This window comes from Caballeronia sp. LZ001 (assembly GCF_031450875.1).
Classification (GTDB): Bacteria; Pseudomonadota; Gammaproteobacteria; order Burkholderiales; family Burkholderiaceae; genus Caballeronia.
This window is the reverse complement of the sequence record NZ_JARTVX010000004.1, coordinates 5,043,918-5,065,633: the sequence shown is the minus strand read 5'-3', so window position 1 is coordinate 5,065,633 and position 21,716 is coordinate 5,043,918. Positions and strand designations below refer to the sequence as shown.

Sequence of the window (21,716 nt, the reverse complement as noted above, 5' to 3'; positions counted from 1 at the left end):
AGGAGCCCGGGCTATGCGAGGCATCTACGGCGGTACAGCGCACCAGACTCGAAGTCAGCCGCTGGTTCCGGTAGTCGGGACGGCGGCTTTTTTATTGGCGTCGCGCGAATGCCACAGTCGGCCACGAAGTTTTCCGGACCTTCGCACAACACCAGTGGACGCACACTCAAGGAGCAGATCGAAACTTAGGCGAACCGGCGTTTTCGACAAACGAAGCGCGCCGCCGGACGCAGACTGCGAACCACGATTCGCTGCGAGGGCGAACGAGCAGAATGCGACAGGCGGCGCGCAATATACGACCCGATTCCTTTCGAGGGAACACCATGCCTTTGCCTACCGCCCCGGCCAAGCTCGGCCATCTCCTCCCGGCTGAGGAATACAAAGCCAAAGCCCGGCCGTCGAAGCAGAAGAAACAGACGTCGTCATCCGGCGACGAGGAAAACGGCGCGGTCCAGACCGTCGCCGCCGAGCGTCCCGCGGCGAATGCCGCGCATACGCTGCGTTCCATCGCGAGCGAGGTGCTGACCCAGATTCCGCTCGAAGCGCCGAGCGAAGCCGTCATGCCCGCCGCGCCCGCACCTGCAACGCGCGCACGCCGCACTAAACAGACTGCCGCGCTCCTGCAGCCGGCGCCGAACGCGCGTCAGGCAGCCGATGAAGCCGCGCCCGCAACGCCTGTCGAACCCGCCGCGCGCGAAGCCCGTACCGGCCGCGCGGATGCACCCGTCGCGCCCGCGGCCACGACCGCCGCGCGCGCCGCGAAAGAGCCGGCCGCGCAGAACAAACGCCGTCAGCGCGGCGTGCAGGAAGCCGAATTGCACAAGCTTTTCGTGCTCGATACCAACGTGCTGATGCACGATCCGAGCTCGCTCTTCCGCTTCGAGGAGCACGACGTCTATCTGCCGATGATGACGCTCGAAGAACTCGACAATCACAAGAAGGGCATGTCGGAAGTCGCGCGCAATGCGCGTCAGGTGAGTCGCACGCTCGACGCGCTCGTCGCGCACGCGGGCGAGATGTCGGCGGGGCTGCCGCTCGCCGCGCAGGGTAATCGCGACGCGCTCGGACGGCTCTACTTCCAGACGACGCTCACCGATATCGAACCGGTCGAAGGCTTGCCTGTCGGCAAGGCGGACAACCAGATTCTCGGCGTCGTGCGCGCGTTGCAGAAAGAGCGCCCGGACCGGCAGGTCGTGCTGGTGTCGAAAGACATCAACATGCGTATCAAGGCGCATGCGCTCGGCCTGCCCGCCGAAGACTACTTCAACGATCAGGTTCTCGAAGACAAGGACCTGCTCTATTCGGGCGTACGCGCGCTGCCGCAGGACTTCTGGACCAAGCACGCCAAGGGCATGGAGAGCTGGCAGGACACGAAAACCGGCACCACGTATTACCGCGTGACCGGTCCGCTGTGTTCGTCGATGCTCGTCAACGAGTTCGTCTATCTGGAGCCGCAGAACGGCGAGCCGTCGTTCCATGCGGTGGTGCGCGAGTTGAACGGCAAGACGGCGCTCTTGCAGACGCTGCGCGACTACGGCCATCACAAGAACAACGTGTGGGGCATCACGGCGCGCAATCGCGAGCAGAACTTCGCGCTCAACTTGCTGATGAACCCGGAGGTCGATTTCGTCACCCTGCTCGGTCAGGCCGGCACCGGCAAGACGCTCATGGCGCTTGCCGCCGGCTTGGCGCAAGTGCTCGACGACAAGCGCTACAACGAGATCATCGTGACGCGCGCGACCGTGCCCGTGGGCGAGGACATCGGCTTTTTGCCGGGCACCGAGGAAGAGAAGATGCAGCCGTGGATGGGCGCATTCGACGACAACCTCGAAGTCCTGCAGAAAACCGACGATGCCGCCGGCGAATGGGGCCGCGCGGCGACGCAAGAACTGATTCGCTCGCGTCTCAAGGTGAAGAGCATGAACTTCATGCGCGGCCGGACGTTCGTGGATAAGTACGTGATCATCGACGAGGCGCAAAATCTCACGCCCAAGCAGATGAAGACGCTCGTCACGCGCGCGGGTCCGGGCACGAAGATCATTTGCCTGGGCAATATCGCGCAGATCGACACGCCTTATCTGACTGAAGGCAGTTCCGGCCTGACCTACGTGGTGGATCGCTTCAAGGGATGGACGCATAGCGGCCATGTGACGCTTGCGCGCGGCGAGCGCTCGCGTCTGGCGGATTACGCGTCGGATATTTTGTAAGCGCTTTTGACTTGACGAAACGGCCCGGTGAAGCGATTCGCTGGGCCGTTTCTATTCGTCCGATCGTTTCGCCACTGCAACACTTACGACGCAAACTTCATGTCATGTCTCAGGAAAACTTGCCGCACGTCCGTTCGGCGGTCTAGTATCGACAGACTGCCCTCTTTTGGCGAGATGCTGCTCGCCGTCTGCAATGCGTCGAATCTGGCTGCCGCTTCTTGTCTCCGTTCTGCTCGCCGCGTGTGGAAGCGTGCCGCAGGAGAGCGCGCGCAAGCCGGCGGCATCGTCGACAGCCGCGAATCGCACGTACAAGCCGCCTCCTGGTTTCCCGACTTTCGTCGACCATAGCGTCGGGCGCGAGGAAATCTCGATTCAGGCGATGGCGCTCGTTGGTGTGCCGTATCGATGGGGTGGGAATACGCCGGAAGCGGGCTTCGATTGCAGCGGACTCGTACGCTATGTGGTGGATCGCGCGGCGTCGGTGAATCTGCCGCGAACGACCGCCGAGATGAGCGGGCGCGGGGAATCGATCGAGCCGGACGGCGTTGCGCCCGGCGATCTGATTTTCTTCAACACGACGGGGCGGGCGCATTCGCATGTCGGGATTTATGTCGGCAAGTTGCGGTTCGTGAATGCGCCATCGACGGGCGGGACGGTCCGGCTCGATTATTTGACCAATCCTTATTGGGCAAAGCGTTTCGACGGAATCAGGCGCGTTGCGCCGCCGAAGAGCGGGCCCGCGCCTTTCGATGCGCCGACGTACTTGGCGTCGCCTGCTGGATCTGACGTGCCGACGGCGGCGGGTGCGAGCGCTCAGGTTTCGGCTAATGGACGGTTATCTTCGACGCCTGCCGATTCATATGCTCGGGAAAGCGCGGCGGGGACGAGTAACGAGGCATATCAACCGCCTGTATCGGCATTGAATGCGGGGGAACGGCGAAGCACGGTGACCAATGCCGCACGATCCAACGCCGATGCGTTCGAGCCGCCGCCATCCAGTTTGAGTGCGGCGCAGCGGCAGGCGCTTGCGGCCGGCGCGACGGCCAGTTCCGCGCGATCGAATGCCGATGTTTCCGAGCCGCTCCCATCGACCTTGACCGCAGCGCAGCGACAGGCACTCGCGGCTACCGGTACTGCACAATCCAGTACCGATGCCTTCGAGCCGCCGCCACCTACTTTGAGCGCGGCGCAGCGTCAAGCGCTTGCGGCAGGTGCAACCACCAATACCGCACGATCCAGCGCCGACGCCTTCGAACCTCCGCCGCCCGCCTTGAGCGCCGCACAACGCCAAGCCCGCCTTGCCGGTGCAATCGCGCCATCCGCGGTGGCAGGCTCGGCAAACGCTTCCCCCGATCCCATCCAAGCCGCCGCTGACGCCTTCGAACCGCCGCCGCCGACATCGAACGCCGCACGCAAGCAAGCGCGCGCGGCGCAGGCAACGAGCGATCCCGCCGATCCGCCCGCGCACGTCATCCGCGCATCGACCGGCTCGCTTACCGCGCCGCGTCCGAACCAAGCTGACGATCCCATCGCGCGCTTCGCCACCGGCAGCAACTGAGACTTACACGAGATTCAAGGCGCGCGGCCGCGTCCCGAACACCGACTTTGAGGCCGGAATCTCTTCGTCGCGCTGTTCGCGTCTGCCGTTTTGTTCTGTCCGCGTTGCCCTATATCGCCGGATTTAGGCTTTATGGATAGAAATAGCGCTTCGGTTACGGCAACGCCGCGCGCGGCTAAAGCGCATCCGATACATATCGAACCGAGCGAAACGCAACTCCATCGCCATCCACAGTCGTCGCCCCTCTCTGCTATCGTGACTAGATCCCGCCGCGACAGGCGGCGCAATCAGAAGGAGCCAATCACCATGGACTTGGGTCTTGCCGGGAAAGTCGTCCTGATCACGGGCGGCAGCAAGGGAATCGGTTTTGCATGCGCAAAAGCCTTTGCAAGCGAAGGCGCAAAAGTCGCGATCGTCTCGCGCGATGCCGCCAACCTCGCGCGCGCCCGCGAACAACTCGCGAAAGAAGGTCATCACGTGCATCTCGCCCGCGCCGATCTGCACGAAGCGCACAGCGCCGAAGATGTCGTCGAGGAAGCGAGCGCCGCGCTCGGCCCCATCGACATCCTGATCAACAGCGCCGGCGCCGCGCGCCGCTACGATCCCGACACGCTTGACGCTGCCGCGTATAAAGCCGCGATGGACGCGAAATACTTCTCCTACGTCTATCCGCAGCAAGTGGTGCTAAAGCGCATGGCCGAACGCTTGCGCGGCGATCCGAACATCGAGCCGGGCGCGATCGTGAATATCGTCGGCATGGGCGGCAAAATCGCGTCGGACATTCATATCGCGGGCGGCGCGGCCAATGCGGCGCTCATGCTCAATACCGTCGGCCTTGCGCATCACTATGCCAAGCTCGGCATTCGCATCAACGCGATCAATCCGGGATCGACGCTCACCGAACGCGTCGAGGAAGCCCTCGCGCTCGAAGCCGAACGGCAAGGGACGACACGCGACGCCGTGCTCGCCGAGAGCCAGTCGAAGGTGCCGCTAGGCCGCTATGCGAAACCCGAGGAAATCGCCGACGTCGCGCTGTTCCTGGCGAGCCGTCGCGCGAGTTATGTATCGGGCGCAATCATTCCGATGGACGGAGTGTCGTCGCCGATCATCTGAGAGCGACGCCGCCGAGCGCGGCAATCGATTTGCAACAGATGCAAAACGGCCCCGTCGTGAACGGGGCCGCTGAAGAAACCGACTACAAGATTCGGTGGCCGATCCACCAACCGACCGCCGCGAGCACCGCGGATGCCGGAATAGTCAAGATCCACGCCCACACGATATTTCCCGCGACGCCCCAGCGCACCGCGCTGAATTTCTGCGTCGCGCCCACACCGACGATGGCGCCCGTGATCGTATGCGTGGTGGACACCGGAATGCCGAGGAACGATGCGACGAAGAGCGTGATCGCCCCGCCCGTTTCCGCGCAAAAACCACCGACGGGCTTAAGCTTGGTGATCTTCTGACCCATGGTGCGCACGATGCGCCAGCCGCCGAACAAGGTGCCAAGACCCATCGACAGGTAACACAATCCGATGACCCAGATGGGCGGCGCGTCTGCCGCGGAAGAAGCGTAGCCAGTCGCGATCAGCAGCATCCAGATGATGCCGATGGTCTTCTGCGCGTCATTCCCACCGTGGCCGAGCGAATAGAGCCCGGCGGAAATGAGCTGCAAGCGCCGGAAGCGCCTATCTACCTTCGATGGTGGCGTGCGGAAATACAGCCACGACACGAGCAGCATGAAAAACGAGCCGAGCACGAAGCCGAGCAGCGGCGAAATGAAAATGAACGCGACAGTCTTCAGAAGACCGTCCATGTTGAGCGATCCCCAGCCCGACTTGGCGAGCGCGGCACCGACGAGTCCGCCGATCAGCGCGTGCGACGAGCTAGACGGAATGCCGTAGTGCCATGTGACGATATTCCAGCCGATCGCGCCGACGAGTGCGCCGAAGATCACGTAGTGGTCGACGATATCGGGATCGATCGTTCCCTTGCCGACGGTCGCCGCGACCTTCAGGTGGAAGATGAAATACGCGATGACGTTGAACGCCGCCGCGAAAGCGACCGCTTGTTGTGGCTTGAGCACGCCGGTGGAGACCACCGTGGCGATGGAGTTGGCCGCGTCGTGAAAGCCGTTCATGAAGTCGAACGCGAGCGCGACTATGACGAGCAAGGCGACTGCCCAGATGGCGAGTTGAATCGAATGCATCGGTTGCTTTTGTTTTGACCAGCTGTGAAAAGCGCCGGTTTTGTCCTCTTGACCCGCCGCACGGAGCTTTGATCACGCGCTGGCGGGCATGGCCGGCGTGGTCAGGCGTTTTCCAGAACGATGCCTTCGATGATGTTCGCGACGTCTTCGCACTTGTCGGTGATCGTCTCCAGCAACTCGTAGATGGCCTTCAGCTTGATCAGCGTCTTGACGTCGTCTTCCTCGCGGAAAAGTTTCGACATGGCGGAGCGCAAGACGCGGTCGGCGTCGGATTCCAGGCGGTCGATTTCTTCGCAGATCTTCAGGATTTCGCTCGCGCGCTTCATGTCCGCGAGCAATTCCACAGCCTTCTGCACACGCAGGCACGTCGCCGTGCAGATGTGCGCGAGCTGGCTCGCCTCGGAAGTCACCGCGCGTACGTCGTAGAGCGAAATGGCCGTGGCGACGTCCTCCATCAAGTCGAGGATGTCGTCCATCGTCGTGATGAGCTTGTGGATTTCGTCGCGATCGAGCGGCGTGATGAAAGTCTTGTGCAGCAGATCGATGGTTTCGTGCGTGAGCTTGTCGGCGCGCTTTTCGGCCGTCTGGACGTTCTGCTTGTGGACCTCGGCTTCGTCGAGGTTATCGATCAGCAATTCGAGCTCGCGGCTTGCATCGATGATGCATTTCGCGTGCGCGTTGAAAATCTCGAAGAATTTGCCCTCGGTGGGCATGAAACGACCGAACATGAAAATCCCGAAAAATGGGTCAATGAGACAGACATCAAACCGACATATTGTACCTTTGCCCGGCAGCCCACGCACCGCGCGCGAAGCGCCGCGCGGCGCGTGTCGACACGAAGTCTTGACATCGAGCAGAAGGGATGCGCGCGGCTTCGGGCGTTATTCGCCGTAAAAACTCTGCGCGCCGGCGAAATTGTCGAACTTCGTGTATTGGCCGTGAAAAGTCAGCCGCACGGGCCCGATCGGACCATTACGCTGCTTGCCGATGATGATTTCCGCCGTGCCCTTGTCCGGGCTGTCGGGGTTATAAACTTCGTCGCGGTAGATGAAGAGAATCACGTCCGCGTCCTGCTCGATAGCGCCGGATTCCCGCAAATCCGACATGATCGGACGCTTGTTGGGGCGCTGTTCCAGACCGCGATTCAACTGCGAAAGCGCGATCACCGGCACGTCGAGTTCTTTCGCGAGCCCCTTGAGCGAGCGCGAGATTTCCGAGATTTCGGTCGCGCGGTTTTCGCCGCCGCCGGAGCCGGACATCAGCTGCAAATAATCGACGATGATGAGCCCGAGCTTGCCGCACTGCCGCGACAAGCGCCGCGCGCGCGAGCGCAGTTCCATGGGGTTCAGGCCGCCCGTTTCATCGATGAAAAGCTGCGCCTCGCTCATTTTTTGGACCGCGTGCGTAAGCTTCGGCCAGTCTTCGTCGGTGAGGCGGCCGGTACGCATTCTGTGTTGATCCAGCCGGCCGACCGAGCCGAGCATACGCATGGTCAGTTGCGTGCCAGGCATCTCCATCGAGAAAACGGCGACGGGCAGACCATACTCCACCGCCACGTATTCGCCGATGTTCATCGAGAACGCCGTCTTCCCCATCGACGGACGTCCGGCCACGATGATCAGCTCGCCGCCGTGCATGCCCGACGTCATGCGGTCGAGGTCGACGAAACCGGTTGGCGTGCCCGTGACATCGCTCGGATTGGCCGTGTGGTAAAGCGTGTCGATGCGCTCGACAACTTGCGTAAGCAGCGGTCCGATTTCCAGAAAGCCCTGCGTGCCGCGCGCCCCGTCCTCGGCGATGGAAAACACACGCGATTCCGCCTCGTCCAGAATCTGGCGCACTTCCTTGCCTTGCGGATTAAAGGCATCGGCGGAAATTTCATCGGCGACGGAGACCAGGCGGCGCAGCACCGCGCGATCGCGCACGATTTCCGCGTAACGGCGAATGTTCGCTGCGCTAGGCGTGTTCTGAGCAAGCGCATTCAGATACGCGAGCCCGCCCACTTCCTCGGCCTTGCCGGCCATGTTGAGCGCTTCGTAGACGGTAATGACGTCGGCGGGCCGGGTGGTCGAGATCAGCTTGCCGATGTGCTCGTAGATGATCCGATGGTCATAGCGATAAAAATCGCCTTGCGACATCACGTCGGCGATTCGGTCCCACGCCGCGTTGTCCAGCAGCAAACCGCCGATCACCGATTGCTCGGCTTCGATCGAGTGCGGCGGAACCTTCAGCGCGTCGAGTTGCGGGTCTTTGGACGGAGCGTTCATGGGGTGGAATTATCGATGAAATAGACGCAAGCGGACAATAAAAAAGGCAGGAACCTGAAACGGTTCCTGCCCTTCTTTTCTGCCGGACTCGGCTGGCTGGGCGTGAAGCCTTACCAGCGGTCCGCAGCGACCTTAGGCGTGCTCGCCCAGCACCGACACCGTGACGTCGACCAGCACGTCCGTATGCAGCGCCACTTGAACAGCGTGGTCGCCCACCAGCTTCAGCGGGCCTTGCGGCAGACGCACTTGCGCCTTTTCCACTTCTGCGAAGCCTTGAGCCTTCAGTGCTTCGGCGATGTCGGCGTTCGTGACCGAGCCGAACAGACGGCCGTCCACACCTGCCTTCTGCGAGATCTGAACCGTGAAGCCGTTCAGCTTTTCGCCTTGCTTTTGCGCGGAAGCCAGCTTTTCAGCGGCAACCTTTTCGAGATCGGCGCGGCGCACTTCGAATTCGGCGATTGCGTCTTTCGTTGCGCGGCGAGCCTTCTTGCCGGGGATCAGGAAGTTACGTGCGTAGCCGTCCTTGACCTTGACGATGTCGCCCAGGTTGCCCAGGTTGACGACTTTTTCCAAAAGAATGATTTGCATTTTGGCTTGTTCCTTATGCGTCGTCTGATTAGGCCTTGTGCAGGTCGGTGTACGGCAGGAGCGCGAGGAAACGCGCGCGCTTGATTGCCGTGTCGAGCTGGCGCTGATAGTGCGCCTTCGTGCCCGTCAGACGAGCCGGCGTGATCTTGCCGTTTTCGCCGACGAAGTCCTTCAGCGTTTCCGTGTCTTTGTAGTCGATGTACTCGACACCGGCTGCCGTGAAACGGCAGAACTTCTTGCGCTTGAAGAGCGGGTTTTGTTGCTGACGACGCTTGTCGAATTTCTTACCAGTCGGGCGGGGCATGTTCAGTCCTTTCCAATGTCCTGCAATTCTGTGATGTGAAACACCAGGGTTCGTGCGTTGCGGCTTTTTTTAGCCAGAAAGCCGGTGAAGCGTGTTTCCACGCCCATCTGACAGCTTTCCAGTCTGCCGCTCACCTCGCCGGCGGCTACGGCCGGCATTGTCAGTTCGACTTGACGGGCAATGCCCGCTTCGACGACTTCCGTTCGGTGATGCAACGTGCAGCTTGCGATTGGTACGCCGGCGGGCGTGTATCGCACCGGTTCGCGTTCCACGACGCTCGCTGTCAGTTGCAGCCTGTTCACTTAATTCCTGGTGGCTGACGAAAATCTTCGCCTTAAGCCTGCGCTTCGGACGGCTGCGAGGCCGCCTTCTTGGCTTCTTCGCGCTGCACTTCCTTCATCATCGGCGACGGGCCGGTTTCGGCCTTCTTCATCTTGACGATGAGGTGACGCAAAACGGCGTCGTTGAACTTGAATGCGTGCTCGAGTTCTTCGAGCGTAGCTTGATCGCATTCGATGTTCATGCAGACGTAGTGAGCCTTCGCGAGTTTCTCGATCATGTAGGCCAGTTGGCGACGGCCCCAGTCTTCGATACGGTGGATCTGGCCACCGTGCGAGGTGATCGTGCTCTTGTAGCGCTCGATCATGGCGGGCACTTGCTCGCTCTGATCGGGATGCACGATAAATACGATTTCGTAATGACGCATATTCACTCCTTGTACTGAACTTTTGGATTAAAGCCACCCGGGCGTCGGACCGGTGCGGCAAGTGAGAAGCCCAAGACTATAACGCGATGCCTTCCCCAAGGCAAGCCAAATCGGCGGTTTCCGAAAGACTTTGGCCATGATTTCAAGCAGTTACAACGTGGCCACACAAAGCCGCACGAGCCGTACAAAGCCGCGCGAGCGACGCTTAAGCTGAGTGCGTCCCGGCGGGCAATGGTTCGCCGGGAAGCGCGAGCGGATGGCTCCAATAACCGTCCTGCGCGTAAATTTCCTTCAAATAATCAATAAAGTAGCGCACGCGCGCCGGAACGTAGCGCTGCTGCGGATAAACCGCGAGGATGTCGTAGTCGGGCAGCTCGAAGTCGTCCAGCACGGTTTCGAGTTCGCCCGACGCCAACTGACGCTGAATCTCCCAGGTCGAACGCCAGCCGAGCCCGAGCCCCTCCGATGCCCAGCGATGCAGCAACTCGCCGTCGTTGCAGTCGAGATTGCCGGTCACGCGCACCGTCACGAGCTTGCCGTTACGGCGAAAGTACCAGCCGCGGTTCTGTCCGCCTTGCAGATTGAACGCAAGACAGTTGTGATTCGGCAAGTCTTCGAGCGTCTTCGGCCGGCCGTGCTTCCTGAAATACGCGGGCGTGCCGCAAACCACGCGGCGGTTGCTCGCGAGCTTCACGGCGACGAAGTTCGGGTCCACCGCCCCGCCGATGCGGATCGACAAGTCATAACCTTCGCGCACCAGATCGACGACGCGGTCGGTCAGATTGAACGACATCTGCAATTCCGGTTTGTCGACGAGGAAAAGCGGCGCGTGCGGCGCGACATGCATGCGCCCAAACGCCGCCGGCGCCGACACGATCAGATGCCCGCCCACCGCGCGCCGGCCGGCCGCGAGTTCGTTCTCGGCCTGATCCCACTCCGCGAGCAGATTCTTGCAGCGGTCGAGAAACGCCGCGCCCTCCTCGCTCACGACGAGCCTGCGCGTCGAGCGATACATCAGTTTGACGCCTAGGCGCTTTTCGAGCGCGTCGATGCGCCGGCCCAGGATCACCGGCGACACGCCCTCTTCCAGTGCCGCCGCCGCGAGACTGCCGGCTTCGGCCACGCGCACGAAGGTTTCGATCTGCTTGAAGCGGTCCATCTCTTTGTCTCCGGCCTCATTCGATACTTTTTGTTTGGTAAAAAACGACTCCGGTTGATCTTATCAAACCTTTTGCACGCGCCTAAAGTGCATCGGAAGCCTGCTGCCATGCGCACGACCAAGACAGCAACCCCGAATAGAGACCCCTGGAAGGAGACAACCATGCCCAAGATGAGAGCCGTCGACGCAGCCGTCCTCGTGCTGGAGAAGGAAGGCATCGACACCGCGTTCGGTGTGCCCGGCGCCGCCATCAACCCGTTTTACTCGGCGCTCAGAAAAGCCGGCAGCATCAGCCACGTGCTGGCGCGCCACGTCGAGGGCGCCTCGCACATGGCCGAAGGTTATACGCGCGCGGCTCCCGGCAATATCGGCGTTTGTATCGGTACGTCGGGGCCGGCGGGCACGGACATGATCACGGGCCTCTACTCGGCTCAGGCGGATTCGATCCCCATTCTCGCGATCACGGGCCAGGCGCCGCGTGCGCGTCTGTACAAGGAAGACTTCCAGGCCGTCGATATCGAATCGATCGCCAAGCCCGTCACCAAGTGGGCCGTCACCGTGCGCGAACCAGCGCTCGTGCCGCGCGTGTTCCAGCAGGCGTTCCATCTGATGCGCTCGGGCCGTCCGGGTCCGGTGCTGGTCGACCTGCCGATCGACGTGCAGCTCGCCGAGATCGAATTCGATATCGACACCTACGAGCCGCTGCCGATCTACAAGCCGAAAGCCACGCGCGCTCAGGTCGAAAAGGCGCTCTCGATGCTCAACGACGCCGAGAAGCCCTTGATCGTTTCCGGCGGCGGCGTGCTGAACGCAGCGGCGGAAGATCTGCTCGTCGAGTTCGCCGAAACGCTCGGCGTGCCAGTGATCCCGACTTTGATGTCGTGGGGCGCGATTCCCGACGATCATCCGCTGATGGCAGGCATGTGCGGTCTGCAGACGTCGCACCGCTACGGCAACGCGACCATGCTCGCGTCGGACTTCGTGCTTGGCATCGGCAATCGCTGGGCGAATCGCCATACGGGCAGCGTCGAGGTCTACACCAAGGGCCGTAAGTTCGTGCACGTGGATATCGAGCCGACGCAGATCGGCCGCGTGTTCGGACCGGACCTCGGCATCGTGTCGGATGCGAAGTTCGCGCTCGAACTCTTCGTCGAAGTGGCGAAGGAATGGAAGGCCGCGGGCAAGCTTGCGGACCGTTCGCAATGGGTCAAGGACTGCCAGCAACGCAAGAGCACGATGCTGCGCAAGACCCACTTCGACAACGTGCCGATGAAGCCGCAGCGCGTCTACGAAGAGATGAATCTCGCGTTCGATCGCGACACCTGCTTCGTCTCGACGATCGGTCTTTCGCAGATCGCGGGCGCGCAGTTCCTGCACGTGTTCAAGGCGCGTAACTGGATCAACTGCGGCCAGGCCGGCCCGCTCGGCTGGACCATTCCCGCCGCGCTCGGCGTGCGCGCCGCGGACCCGCAACGCAAGATCGTCGCGCTCTCGGGCGACTACGACTTCCAATTCATGATCGAGGAACTCGCTGTCGGCGCGCAGTTCAAGCTGCCTTACGTGCACGTGGTCGTGAACAACTCGTATCTCGGTCTGATTCGTCAGGCGCAGCGCGGCTTCGACATGGACTACTGCGTGCAGCTCGCGTTCGACAACATCAACGCGCCGGAGCTCGAAGGATACGGCGTGGATCACGTCGCGGTCGCCGAGGGTCTTGGCTGCAAGGCGCTGCGCGTGCACAAGCCCGAAGACATCGCGCCGGCGTTGAAACAGGCGCAGGCGCTCGCGGCGCAACATCAGGTGCCGGTCGTGGTCGAGATGATTCTCGAACGCGTGACCAACATCGCGATGGGCACCGAGATCGACGCGATCAACGAGTTCGAAGAGCTCGCCGAAACGCGCGCCGATGCGCCGACCGCCGTGACCGTGACGCCGCTCGACTGAGCGTCCTAGAACTGACCGACCATCAGGAATAAAGACATGCCGAAATTTGCCGCGAACCTGACCATGCTGTTCAACGAAGTCCCTTTCCTCGACCGCTTCGCGGCGGCGTCGAAGGCGGGCTTCAAGGCGGTCGAGTTCCTGTTTCCGTATGCGTACTCGACCGGCGATTTGCAAGCACGCATCGAGGAACACGACCTGCGGATCGTGCTGCACAACCTGCCCGCGGGCAACTGGGAAGCGGGCGAACGCGGCATCGCCTGCCTGCCGGATCGCGTGAGCGAGTTCCGTGAAGGCGTGCCCCGCGCAATCGAATACGCGAAGGCGCTGAAGGTGCCGCAAGTGAACTGCCTCGTTGGCATTCCGACGGCGGGGGTATCGAAGGAACAGGCGCGCACGACGATCATCGAAAACCTGCGCTTCGCCGCCGATGCATTGAAGAAGGAAGGCATCCGCCTGCTCGTCGAGCCGTGCAATGCCTACGATATTCCGGGCTTCGCGCTGAACCGTTCGTCCGAAGGGCTCGACGTGATCCGTGCGGTCGGCTCGGACAATCTGTTCCTGCAATACGACATCTATCACATGCAGCGCATGGAAGGCGAACTGGCCGCGACGATCAAGAAGAACCTGCCGTCGATCGCGCATATCCAGCTCGCCGACAATCCGGGGCGCAACGAACCGGGCACGGGCGAGATCAACTACGCGTTCCTGTTCGATCTGCTCGATTCGATCGGCTACGAAGGATGGATCGGCTGCGAATACAAGCCGCTTGCAAGCACCGAAGCGGGCCTTGGCTGGCTTCGCACGATCGCCGCCGCAAAGCCGCGCGCCGCCGCTTAAAACCCGAGACACAAGGAGAGCAAGAGAGTATGGCAACCATTGGATTCATCGGCCTTGGCATCATGGGCGCGCACATGGCGCGCAACCTTTTGAAGGGCGGTCACAAGGTCGTCGTGAACGGCAAGTTTCCGGTGCCCGACGACATCCGCGCACAGACGCAAGTCGCGGCCGATTCCACCGGCGTGGCGCAAGCGAGCGAGATCGTCATCACGATGGTGCCCGACACGCCCGATGTCGCCAACGTCCTCTTCGCCGATGACGGCGTGGCCAACGGCCTCACGAAGGGCAAGCTCGTGATCGACATGAGCTCGATCAACCCGCTCGATACGCAGGACTTCGCGAAGAAGATCAACGCGCTCGGCTGCGACTATCTCGATGCGCCCGTGTCCGGCGGCGAAGTCGGCGCGCGCGAGGCATCGCTCACGATCATGGTGGGTGGCCCGCAGAAATCGTTCGATATCGCGAAGCCTCTGTTCGATCTCATGGGCAAGAACATCTCGCTCATCGGCGACAACGGCGCGGGTCAGACCTGCAAGGTGGCGAATCAGATCATCGTCGCGCTCAACATCGAAGCCGTCGCCGAAGCCTTGTTGTTTGCCTCGCGTTCGGGCGCCGATCCGGAACGCGTGCGCCGGGCATTAATGGGCGGGTTCGCCGCGTCGCGCATTCTCGAAGTGCACGGCGAGCGCATGACGAAGCGCACGTTCGACCCGGGCTTCCGTATCGAACTGCATCAGAAGGACTTGAATCTTGCGCTCGAAGGCGCGCGCAAGATGGGTCTCGCCCTGCCCCACACCGCGAGCGCGCAGCAGTTGTTCAGCGTGTGCGCGGCCAATGGCGGCAAAGCCTGGGATCACTCGGGACTCGTGCGGGCGCTTGAAATCATGTCGAACTTCCAGGTTGCTCAAGAACCGCAGAAGGCGAAAGCCGCGGCTTGAACGACCGGTACCGTGGGGCGTCCCGCGTATGGGCACGCGGGACAAATGCCGCTCTGGGCTGAGGGCGGCAAGTGGGGTCCGAGAGCGGCACCCGTCGGTCGAGCCGGGTAAGCCTTGGTCGGTCAGACGGTTTTCCGTCGGGTGTCCGCGTCGGATTGTTGGATCGCGCATGAACCAGCCATTGTCACAATCTCCGAACTATCCTTGAAGTGATGCGACTAACGAAGCCTTGCCCTGGCGCAAGCGCTCACCATCGACACTTAAGGAGTTCAGCAATGGGAATCCTCAGCTTTATCAAGGAAGCAGGCGAGAAGCTCTTTGGTGCAACCTCGCAAACCGCGCAGGCCGCGCCCGCGGCCGTGGATGTCGCGGAGCTCAATCTCAAGGCCGGCGAAGCCATCGCGACGTACATTCGTTCGCAAGGGCTCGAAGCGCAGGATCTGCAAGTGAAGTACGACGGCGCGTCGCACACGGTCAGCGTATCGGGCGAAGCCGCGGATCAGGCCACGAAGGAGAAGATCCTCGTCGCGGCGGGCAACGTGCAGCACGTGGACAAGGTGGATGACCAACTGACCGTGCCGTCGCCCGCTCCGGAGTCGCAATTTCATACGGTCGTGGCCGGCGACAATCTCTGGAAAATCGCGGAGAAGTATTACGGCAGCGGCGCGAAGAACGATGTCATCTTCGAAGCCAACAAACCCATGCTCAAGAGCCCGGACAAGATCTATCCGGGACAGGTGCTACGCATTCCGGCTGCAAGCTGAAGCAACGAAAAACGCGAACTCCGGTTCGCGTTTTTCGTTTCAGTTTTAGTACGTCTCGAAGATGCGCTGAAGGCCGGGCGCATCGCTCACGCCTCTCGCAAGCGCCAGTTGCAACAGCACGCGCGCCTTGTACGGATTGAGCGTGCCCGCGCTGACGGTGCCGAGCGCATCGTCGGGTGCGGCGCCGTTGCGCATCACATGACCCGAGCCGACGCGCGATGAACGCACCACCGCCACGCCTCGCCCAATGGCATCGGCGAAGGCTTGCGCGAGCGTCGAACTCATGGAGCCGTTGCCGGTACCCGCAAGCACGATGCCCTTCACGCCAGCGCCGACGAGCGCATCGACCGGAACGCGCGATACGCCCGCATAACTCGCGACGATTTCGACCATCGGCCAGTCTTGCGGCACGGTGAACTCGCTCGCGAGCGTATGCGGCCGCACGACTGTGCGTTGAAACTCGACGCGTCCGTCCTGCACGAAACCGAGCGCGCCCGCTTCGGGCGAACGGAAGGCATCGACGGCATAGGTGCTCGTCTTCGTGACTTCGCGTGCGCTGTGGATCAAATTATTGAACGCGATCAGCACGCCCTGCCCCGCCGCCTGCCTCGAAGCGGCGACCGTGAGCGCGTTGAGCAGATTCAACGGACCATCGGCGGACAGCGCACTGGAGGGCCGCATCGCCGCGGTCAGGACGACCGGCTTCGCGCTCTTCACCGTCAGATGCAGCAAGTAAGCGGTCTCTTCGAGCGTGTCCGTGCCGTGCGTGACGACCACGCCATCGATATCGTCTTGCGCGAGCAGTGCATCGATCCGCCGCGAAAGCGTCGTCCACAGCGCGGGCGTCATGTCCTTGCTGTCGATGCTCGCAATCTGTTCCGCGTGAATGCGCGCGACCGAGCCGAGCGCGGGCACGGCTTCGAGCAGCTTGTCGACGCCGACCACGCCTGCTTTGTAACCCGCTGTCCTGGATGCATCGCCAGCTTGTCCGGCGATAGTGCCGCCCGTCGCGAGAACGGCGAGGCGCGGCAAGGTATCGAGAGAAGTGTTCATGCCGGCGATTGTAAATCAGCCGGGATGAACCTGAACTCGCTCAAGCCGCTTCGCGCAGTTGCGCCGCGATCTGCGCTTCGTCGAGTTGCGGCGCGAACATCTCGATCAGCCGGTAAGCGTAAGCCCGCAAGAACGCGCCCTTGCGCAAGCCGACGCGCGTCGTGCTCGCCTCGAACAGATGCTGCGTATCGAGCGCGACGAGTTCGCTGTCGCGCTTCGGGTCATACGCCATCGCCGCGACGATGCCGATACCCATGCCAAGCTCGACATACGTCTTGATCACGTCGGCATCGATGGCGGTGAGGACGATATCGGGAATGGCACCCGCGCTCGCGAAGGCCTGGTCGATATGCGAGCGTCCCGTGAAATCCTGATCGTAAGTGACGACCGGATACTCGGCGATCTGTTCCAGCGTGATGTTCTCAAGTCCGACGAGCGGATGGCCCTTCGGCACGACGACCGTGTGATGCCACGAGTAGCACGGGAACGTGACGATGTCGGGATAGCGGTCGAGCGCTTCCGTCGAGATGCCGATATCCGCTTCGCCGTTGATGATCATCTGCGCGATTTGCTGCGGACTGCCCTGACGCAGCGCGAGATGCACCTTCGGGAACACTTCCGTGAACTGGCGGATCACCTTCGGCAGCGCGTAACGCGCTTGCGTGTGCGTCGTCGCCACGACGAGATGGCCGTTGTCCTGATCCGCGAACTGGCGCGCGACGCGGCGCAGGTTTTCAGCGTCGAGCAACATGCGCTCGATCAGCTGATGCACCTGTTTGCCAGGCTCGGTAAGACCGGTCAGACGCTTGCCGCGTCGGATGAAGATATCGACGCCGAGTTCGTCCTCGAGGTCCTTGATCTGCTTCGACACGCCAGACTGCGACGTATATAGCACGTTCGCGACCTCGGTCAGATTCATGTTCTGACGCACTGCTTCGCGCACGAAGCGCAATTGCTGGAAGTTCATTTCAGCCTCTCTTTATGCCGTTGCTTTTGTTTGTTGTGCCCCGTTCGCATCGCCTGCCGGGAACACGCGCAACGCGCGCGGCACGGCGGTCGCGCCGTCGCCTACGTCGAGTCGCAGCGTGCGCCACGACTCGCGGTCGAGTTCCGCTTCGAGGATGCGCCCCGAGTTGCCTTCGAGTTCCACGCGCACCGAGCCGCCGAGCGTCACCACGCGCCGCACGCCGACCACGATGCCGTCGCGATGCGTGCCATCGACGGGATAGATCGCCAGATCGTGCGGACGCACGTAGGCCAGCGCGCGGCCGCTGAAATGCGCGGGCACGGCAATGGCCTGCGTGGCGCCATCGGCGACGAAGCCGTTGGCATCGACATGACCTTGCAGGCGATTGGCCGCACCGAGGAACTCGTAGACGAACGAGGTCTGCGGATGGTCATACACGTCTTGCGGGCTGCCCACCTGCTCCACGCGCCCATGATTCATCACGACGATGCGGTCCGCCACTTCGAGCGCCTCTTCCTGGTCGTGCGTGACGAAGAGCGTCGAGATATGCAGATCGTCGTGCAGACGGCGCAGCCAGCTACGCAATTCCTTGCGCACCTTGGCGTCGAGCGCGCCGAAGGGTTCGTCGAGCAGCAGCACTTTAGGTTCGACGGCAAGCGCTCGCGCCAACGCGATACGTTGACGCTGACCGCCCGACAGTTCGGACGGAAAGCGCTCCGCGAGCCAGTCGAGTTGCACGAGCTTCAACAATTCATGCACCTTCTCGCGGATGACGGCCTCCGTTGGCCGCTCGCGACGCGGCTTCACGCGCAAGCCGAAGGCGACGTTCTCGAACACGGTCATGTGGCGGAACAGCGCGTAATGCTGGAACACGAAGCCGACTTGCCGCTCACGCGCGCCCACTTCGGCAACGTCCTCGCCGTTGAGCACGACCTGACCGGCATCGGCATATTCGAGGCCGGCGATCACGCGCAAGAGCGTGGTCTTGCCGCAGCCGGAAGGTCCGAGCAGCGCGACGAGTTCGCCCGACGGAAAATCCAGCGTGACGTTGTCGAGCGCGGTGAAGGTGCCGAAGCGCTTCTGCAGATTGCGAACGATGATGCTCATGATTGATCCACGCCTTCCATTTATACGGTTGCCTTCACGTCGCTCAGCGTGGCCGTCATGCGGCGCTCCGCGATCAGCTTCAGCCCGAGCGTGACGAGCGCGAGCAATGCAAGCAGCGACGCCACCGCGAAGGCGGCCGAGAAGTTGTATTCGTTGTAGAGAATCTCGACGTGCAGCGGCATGGTGTCGGTCTGGCCGCGAATGTGGCCCGAGACCACCGAGACCGCGCCGAACTCGCCCATCGCGCGCGCGTTACAGAGAATCACGCCGTAGAGCAGGCCCCACTTCACGTTGGGCAACGTCACGCGCCGGAAGATCTGCCAGCCCGACGCGCCGAGCACGTGCGCGGCCTCTTCCTCGTCGTTGCCTTGCGCCTGCATCAACGGAATCAGTTCGCGCGCGACGAACGGGAACGTCACGAAGATAGTCGCGAGCACGATTCCCGGCACCGCGAAGATGATCTGCACATCGTGCGAAATCAGCCACGGTCCGAACCAGCCCTGCGCGCCGAACATGAGCACGTAGATGAGGCCGGAGATCACGGGCGACACCGAGAACGGCAAGTCGATGAGCGTCGTCAGAAGCGCCTTGCCGCGAAACTCGAACTTGGCGATGGCCCACGATGCCGCGAGCCCGAACACCACGTTGAGCGGCACGGCAATCGCGGCGGTCAAGAGCGTGAGCTTGATGGCCGACCACGCGTCCGGGTCCTTGAGCGAATCGAAGTAATAGTCGATGCCCTTCGCGAAGGCCTGCACGAACACGGCGACGAGCGGCACGACCAGAAACAGCGCAAGAAACACGAGCGCGATACCCGTGAGTATCCAGCGCACGGCGCGCGGTTCGGTGACGGGATTGAGCCGGTTGGTCTCGCCGCGCGCGGCGGTGTTCACTGGAAGCGCCTTGCTGTTTGGCGTGCTCATGCGTGACCTCCGCCCGGAGTTCCGGCATGCAGCGAGGGCCCCGCGGCCACCACGGGCGCCGCGCCCGTCTTGCTCGTGCGGCGTTGCAGGAACCATTGCAGCGTGTTGATGAGGAGCAGCATGAGAAAGGACACGCACAGCATCACGACGGCGATGGCCGTCGCGCCGGCATAGTCGTACTGTTCGAGCTTGGTGATGATGAGCAGCGACGTGATCTCCGATTTCATCGGTACATTGCCCGCGATGAAGATGACCGAACCGTATTCGCCGAGCGCGCGCGCGAACGCAAGCGCGAAACCGGTCAGAAGCGCGGGAAAGAGCGCCGGCAACACGACGCGGCGAAACGTCAGCCAGCGCGTGGCGCCGAGACATGCGGCGGCTTCTTCCTGCTCGCGCTCGAAGTCTTCGAGCACCGGCTGCACCGTGCGCACGACGAACGGCAAGCCGATGAACGTCAGCGCCACGAGCACGCCGAGCGGCGTGAACGCCACCTTGATGCCGAGCGGCGCGAGATACTGCCCGATCCAGCCGTTGCTCGCGTACACGGCGGCAAGCGAAATGCCGGCGACGGAGGTCGGCAGCGCAAACGGCAGATCGACGATGGCATCGACGACACGCTTGAACGGGAACGTGTAGCGCACGAGCACCCATGCGACCAGGAAGCCGAAGATCGCGTTGATGACCGCCCCGCCGAGCGCCGCCGTGAACGTGAGTCGATACGACGCCAGCACACGCGGCCCGGTGACGGCGCGAACGAACTGCGCCCAGTCGAGCGTCGCGGTCTTGGCGAAGGTCGCCGCAAGCGGAATCAGCACCACGAGGCTCAGGTAAGCCACCGTGATGCCGATCGTCAGCCCGAAGCCGGGTAACGCACTCGGCTTTCGGAAAGTGAACGTTGTCATCTTTGCTTCATCCTTGATCGTCCTGCCTTCGGCGCCCGGGGGATAAGCGCACTGTTTTTTAGTCTCGTCATGCGCGGCCGTCTTTGCGGCCGCTTTCATTGCGACTCGAGCGCCTCGCGGCGCCCGGTCTCTTGTCTGCTTACTGCGGCTGATAGATCGAATCGAACACGCCGCCGTCCGCGAAGTGCGTCTTCTGCGCTTTGGTCCAGCCACCGAAGGTGTCGTCGATGGTGTAGAGCTTGAGCTTGGGGAACTGCTTGGTCAGCTCGGTGGGCACCTTGTCCGAACGCGGACGATAGAAATTGCGCGCCGCGATCTGCTGGCCTTCGTCGCTATACAGATACTTCAGATACGCTTCGGCCAGCTTGCGCGTGCCGTGTTTGTCGACGACCTTGTCCACCACCGCCACCGGCGGCTCGGCCAGAATGCTCACCGAAGGAACCACGATCTGAAACTTCTCCGGACCGAATTCCTTGAGTGACAGGAACGCCTCGTTTTCCCATGCGATCAGCACGTCGCCCTGACCGCGCTGCACGAAGCTGGTGGTCGCGCCGCGTGCGCCGGAATCGAGCACGCCTGCGTTCTTGTAGAGCTTGGTCACGAACTCCTTCGCGGTCTCTTCGTTGCCGCCGGGCTTGTGTTGCGCATACGCCCACGCCGCCAGATAGTTCCAGCGCGCGCCGCCCGAGGTCTTCGGGTTCGGCGTGACGATCGACACGCCCGGCTTGGTGAGATCGTCCCAGTCCTTGATGCCCTTCGGGTTGCCCTTGCGCACTAGAAACACAATGGTCGACGTGTACGGCGATGCATTGTCCGGCAGACGCTTCTGCCAGTCCGTCCCGACGATGCCCTTGGAGGCGAGCGCGTCGATGTCGTAAGCAAGCGCAAGCGTCACGACGTCTGCCTGAAGCCCGTCTAGAACCGCGCGCGCTTGGCCGCCGGAACCGCCATGAGATTGCTTGAAGGTGACCGTTTCGCCGGTGTCCGCCTTCCACTTCTTCGCAAAGGCCTGGTTGAAGTCCTGATACAACTCGCGCGTCGGATCGTACGAGACGTTCAGAAACGACGTGTCCGCGTGCGCGGTGGCCGAGATTCCGAAACTCGCCGCCGTGATCGCCAGCGCGGCAAAGAGTTGTTTCGCGCCGCCCTTCAATCCAGCCCTGATGCTATGCATTCCCCGTTCTCCGTCTTATCGAATTGACGGAATCAGTCTAAAGGCGAGCTTATATGATTAGAAATAATTGTTTCTCACTTTTTTAGATGCAAAAGTGCTAAAGCGAGAGTTT

General features: G+C 62.2%; 21 protein-coding genes. 7 read left to right on the top strand and 14 right to left on the bottom strand.

Annotated elements, in window-relative coordinates:
- Window positions 1-323: 323 nt before the first annotated feature.
- From P9292_RS34800 to P9292_RS34790, 3 genes are all read left to right on the top strand, one after another.
- Window positions 324-2,207, top strand: coding sequence for a PhoH family protein (locus P9292_RS34800; RefSeq protein WP_250509041.1), 1,884 nt, complete (start codon window positions 324-326; stop codon window positions 2,205-2,207).
- 193 nt (window positions 2,208-2,400) lie between these two features.
- Window positions 2,401-3,765: an NlpC/P60 family protein gene (locus tag P9292_RS34795; protein ID WP_309963671.1), complete on the top strand. Its 1,365-nt coding sequence runs from the start codon at window positions 2,401-2,403 to the stop codon at window positions 3,763-3,765.
- A 306-nt stretch (window positions 3,766-4,071) separates the two neighbouring features.
- Complete coding sequence (locus tag P9292_RS34790) at window positions 4,072-4,878, top strand: SDR family oxidoreductase (protein WP_244825216.1); 807 nt, start codon at window positions 4,072-4,074, stop codon at window positions 4,876-4,878.
- Between the two features lie 82 nt (window positions 4,879-4,960).
- On the opposite strand, the gene P9292_RS34785 is transcribed toward P9292_RS34790, so the two are convergent.
- The 8 genes from P9292_RS34785 to P9292_RS34750 form a co-directional block, all read right to left on the bottom strand.
- Window positions 4,961-5,971 (bottom strand): inorganic phosphate transporter, encoded by a 1,011-nt coding sequence (locus P9292_RS34785; RefSeq protein ID WP_244825217.1) that lies wholly within the window; start codon window positions 5,969-5,971, stop codon window positions 4,961-4,963.
- Between the two features lie 101 nt (window positions 5,972-6,072).
- Window positions 6,073-6,699, bottom strand: a complete 627-nt coding sequence (locus P9292_RS34780; RefSeq protein ID WP_244825219.1) for a DUF47 domain-containing protein — start codon at window positions 6,697-6,699, stop codon at window positions 6,073-6,075.
- Between the two features lie 153 nt (window positions 6,700-6,852).
- On the bottom strand, window positions 6,853-8,238 hold the full coding sequence (locus tag P9292_RS34775) for a replicative DNA helicase (RefSeq protein WP_244825221.1): 1,386 nt from the start codon (window positions 8,236-8,238) through the stop codon (window positions 6,853-6,855).
- Between the two features lie 132 nt (window positions 8,239-8,370).
- Entirely contained in the window at window positions 8,371-8,826 is a 456-nt protein-coding gene (gene rplI, locus P9292_RS34770; RefSeq protein ID WP_244825222.1) for a 50S ribosomal protein L9, read from the bottom strand.
- Window positions 8,827-8,854: 28 nt separating this feature from the next.
- Window positions 8,855-9,130 (bottom strand): 30S ribosomal protein S18, encoded by a 276-nt coding sequence (gene rpsR, locus P9292_RS34765; RefSeq protein ID WP_060857153.1) that lies wholly within the window; start codon window positions 9,128-9,130, stop codon window positions 8,855-8,857.
- Window positions 9,131-9,132: 2 nt separating this feature from the next.
- Window positions 9,133-9,432: a primosomal replication protein N gene (gene priB / locus P9292_RS34760; RefSeq protein WP_244825224.1), complete on the bottom strand. Its 300-nt coding sequence runs from the start codon at window positions 9,430-9,432 to the stop codon at window positions 9,133-9,135.
- A 32-nt stretch (window positions 9,433-9,464) separates the two neighbouring features.
- Window positions 9,465-9,836 (bottom strand): 30S ribosomal protein S6, encoded by a 372-nt coding sequence (gene rpsF / locus P9292_RS34755; RefSeq protein ID WP_061117413.1) that lies wholly within the window; start codon window positions 9,834-9,836, stop codon window positions 9,465-9,467.
- A 205-nt stretch (window positions 9,837-10,041) separates the two neighbouring features.
- On the bottom strand, window positions 10,042-10,995 hold the full coding sequence (locus P9292_RS34750) for a LysR substrate-binding domain-containing protein (RefSeq protein ID WP_309963669.1): 954 nt from the start codon (window positions 10,993-10,995) through the stop codon (window positions 10,042-10,044).
- Window positions 10,996-11,157: 162 nt separating this feature from the next.
- Here P9292_RS34750 and gcl point away from each other — a divergent pair, with 162 nt between their 5' ends.
- From gcl to lysM, 4 genes are all read left to right on the top strand, one after another.
- On the top strand, window positions 11,158-12,939 hold the full coding sequence (gene gcl / locus P9292_RS34745; protein WP_244825227.1) for a glyoxylate carboligase: 1,782 nt from the start codon (window positions 11,158-11,160) through the stop codon (window positions 12,937-12,939).
- A 36-nt stretch (window positions 12,940-12,975) separates the two neighbouring features.
- Entirely contained in the window at window positions 12,976-13,776 is an 801-nt protein-coding gene (gene hyi / locus P9292_RS34740) for a hydroxypyruvate isomerase (RefSeq protein WP_250464776.1), read from the top strand.
- A gap of 29 nt (window positions 13,777-13,805) precedes the next feature.
- Window positions 13,806-14,714 carry a 2-hydroxy-3-oxopropionate reductase gene (locus tag P9292_RS34735; RefSeq protein ID WP_309963667.1) on the top strand — a complete coding sequence of 303 codons (909 nt, stop codon included), beginning with the start codon at window positions 13,806-13,808 and terminating at the stop codon, window positions 14,712-14,714.
- A gap of 275 nt (window positions 14,715-14,989) precedes the next feature.
- On the top strand, window positions 14,990-15,478 hold the full coding sequence (gene lysM, locus P9292_RS34730; RefSeq protein ID WP_309963665.1) for a peptidoglycan-binding protein LysM: 489 nt from the start codon (window positions 14,990-14,992) through the stop codon (window positions 15,476-15,478).
- Window positions 15,479-15,523: 45 nt separating this feature from the next.
- Here the strand turns inward: lysM and P9292_RS34725 are convergent, their stop codons facing one another.
- The 6 genes from P9292_RS34725 to P9292_RS34700 all read right to left on the bottom strand — a co-directional run bounded on the left by P9292_RS34725 (window position 15,524) and on the right by P9292_RS34700 (window position 21,604).
- On the bottom strand, window positions 15,524-16,531 hold the full coding sequence (locus tag P9292_RS34725) for an asparaginase (RefSeq protein WP_250525826.1): 1,008 nt from the start codon (window positions 16,529-16,531) through the stop codon (window positions 15,524-15,526).
- Between the two features lie 40 nt (window positions 16,532-16,571).
- Window positions 16,572-17,498: a CysB family HTH-type transcriptional regulator gene (locus P9292_RS34720; protein ID WP_244825235.1), complete on the bottom strand. Its 927-nt coding sequence runs from the start codon at window positions 17,496-17,498 to the stop codon at window positions 16,572-16,574.
- A gap of 12 nt (window positions 17,499-17,510) precedes the next feature.
- Window positions 17,511-18,605 (bottom strand): sulfate/molybdate ABC transporter ATP-binding protein, encoded by a 1,095-nt coding sequence (locus P9292_RS34715; RefSeq protein ID WP_244825237.1) that lies wholly within the window; start codon window positions 18,603-18,605, stop codon window positions 17,511-17,513.
- A 20-nt stretch (window positions 18,606-18,625) separates the two neighbouring features.
- On the bottom strand, window positions 18,626-19,528 hold the full coding sequence (cysW, locus tag P9292_RS34710; protein ID WP_250464766.1) for a sulfate ABC transporter permease subunit CysW: 903 nt from the start codon (window positions 19,526-19,528) through the stop codon (window positions 18,626-18,628).
- On the bottom strand, window positions 19,525-20,430 hold the full coding sequence (gene cysT / locus P9292_RS34705) for a sulfate ABC transporter permease subunit CysT (RefSeq protein ID WP_244825239.1): 906 nt from the start codon (window positions 20,428-20,430) through the stop codon (window positions 19,525-19,527). Before cysT ends, cysW begins: the two co-directional genes overlap by 4 nt.
- 139 nt (window positions 20,431-20,569) lie before the next feature.
- Complete coding sequence (locus P9292_RS34700; RefSeq protein ID WP_309963663.1) at window positions 20,570-21,604, bottom strand: sulfate ABC transporter substrate-binding protein; 1,035 nt, start codon at window positions 21,602-21,604, stop codon at window positions 20,570-20,572.
- Window positions 21,605-21,716: the final 112 nt, after the last annotated feature.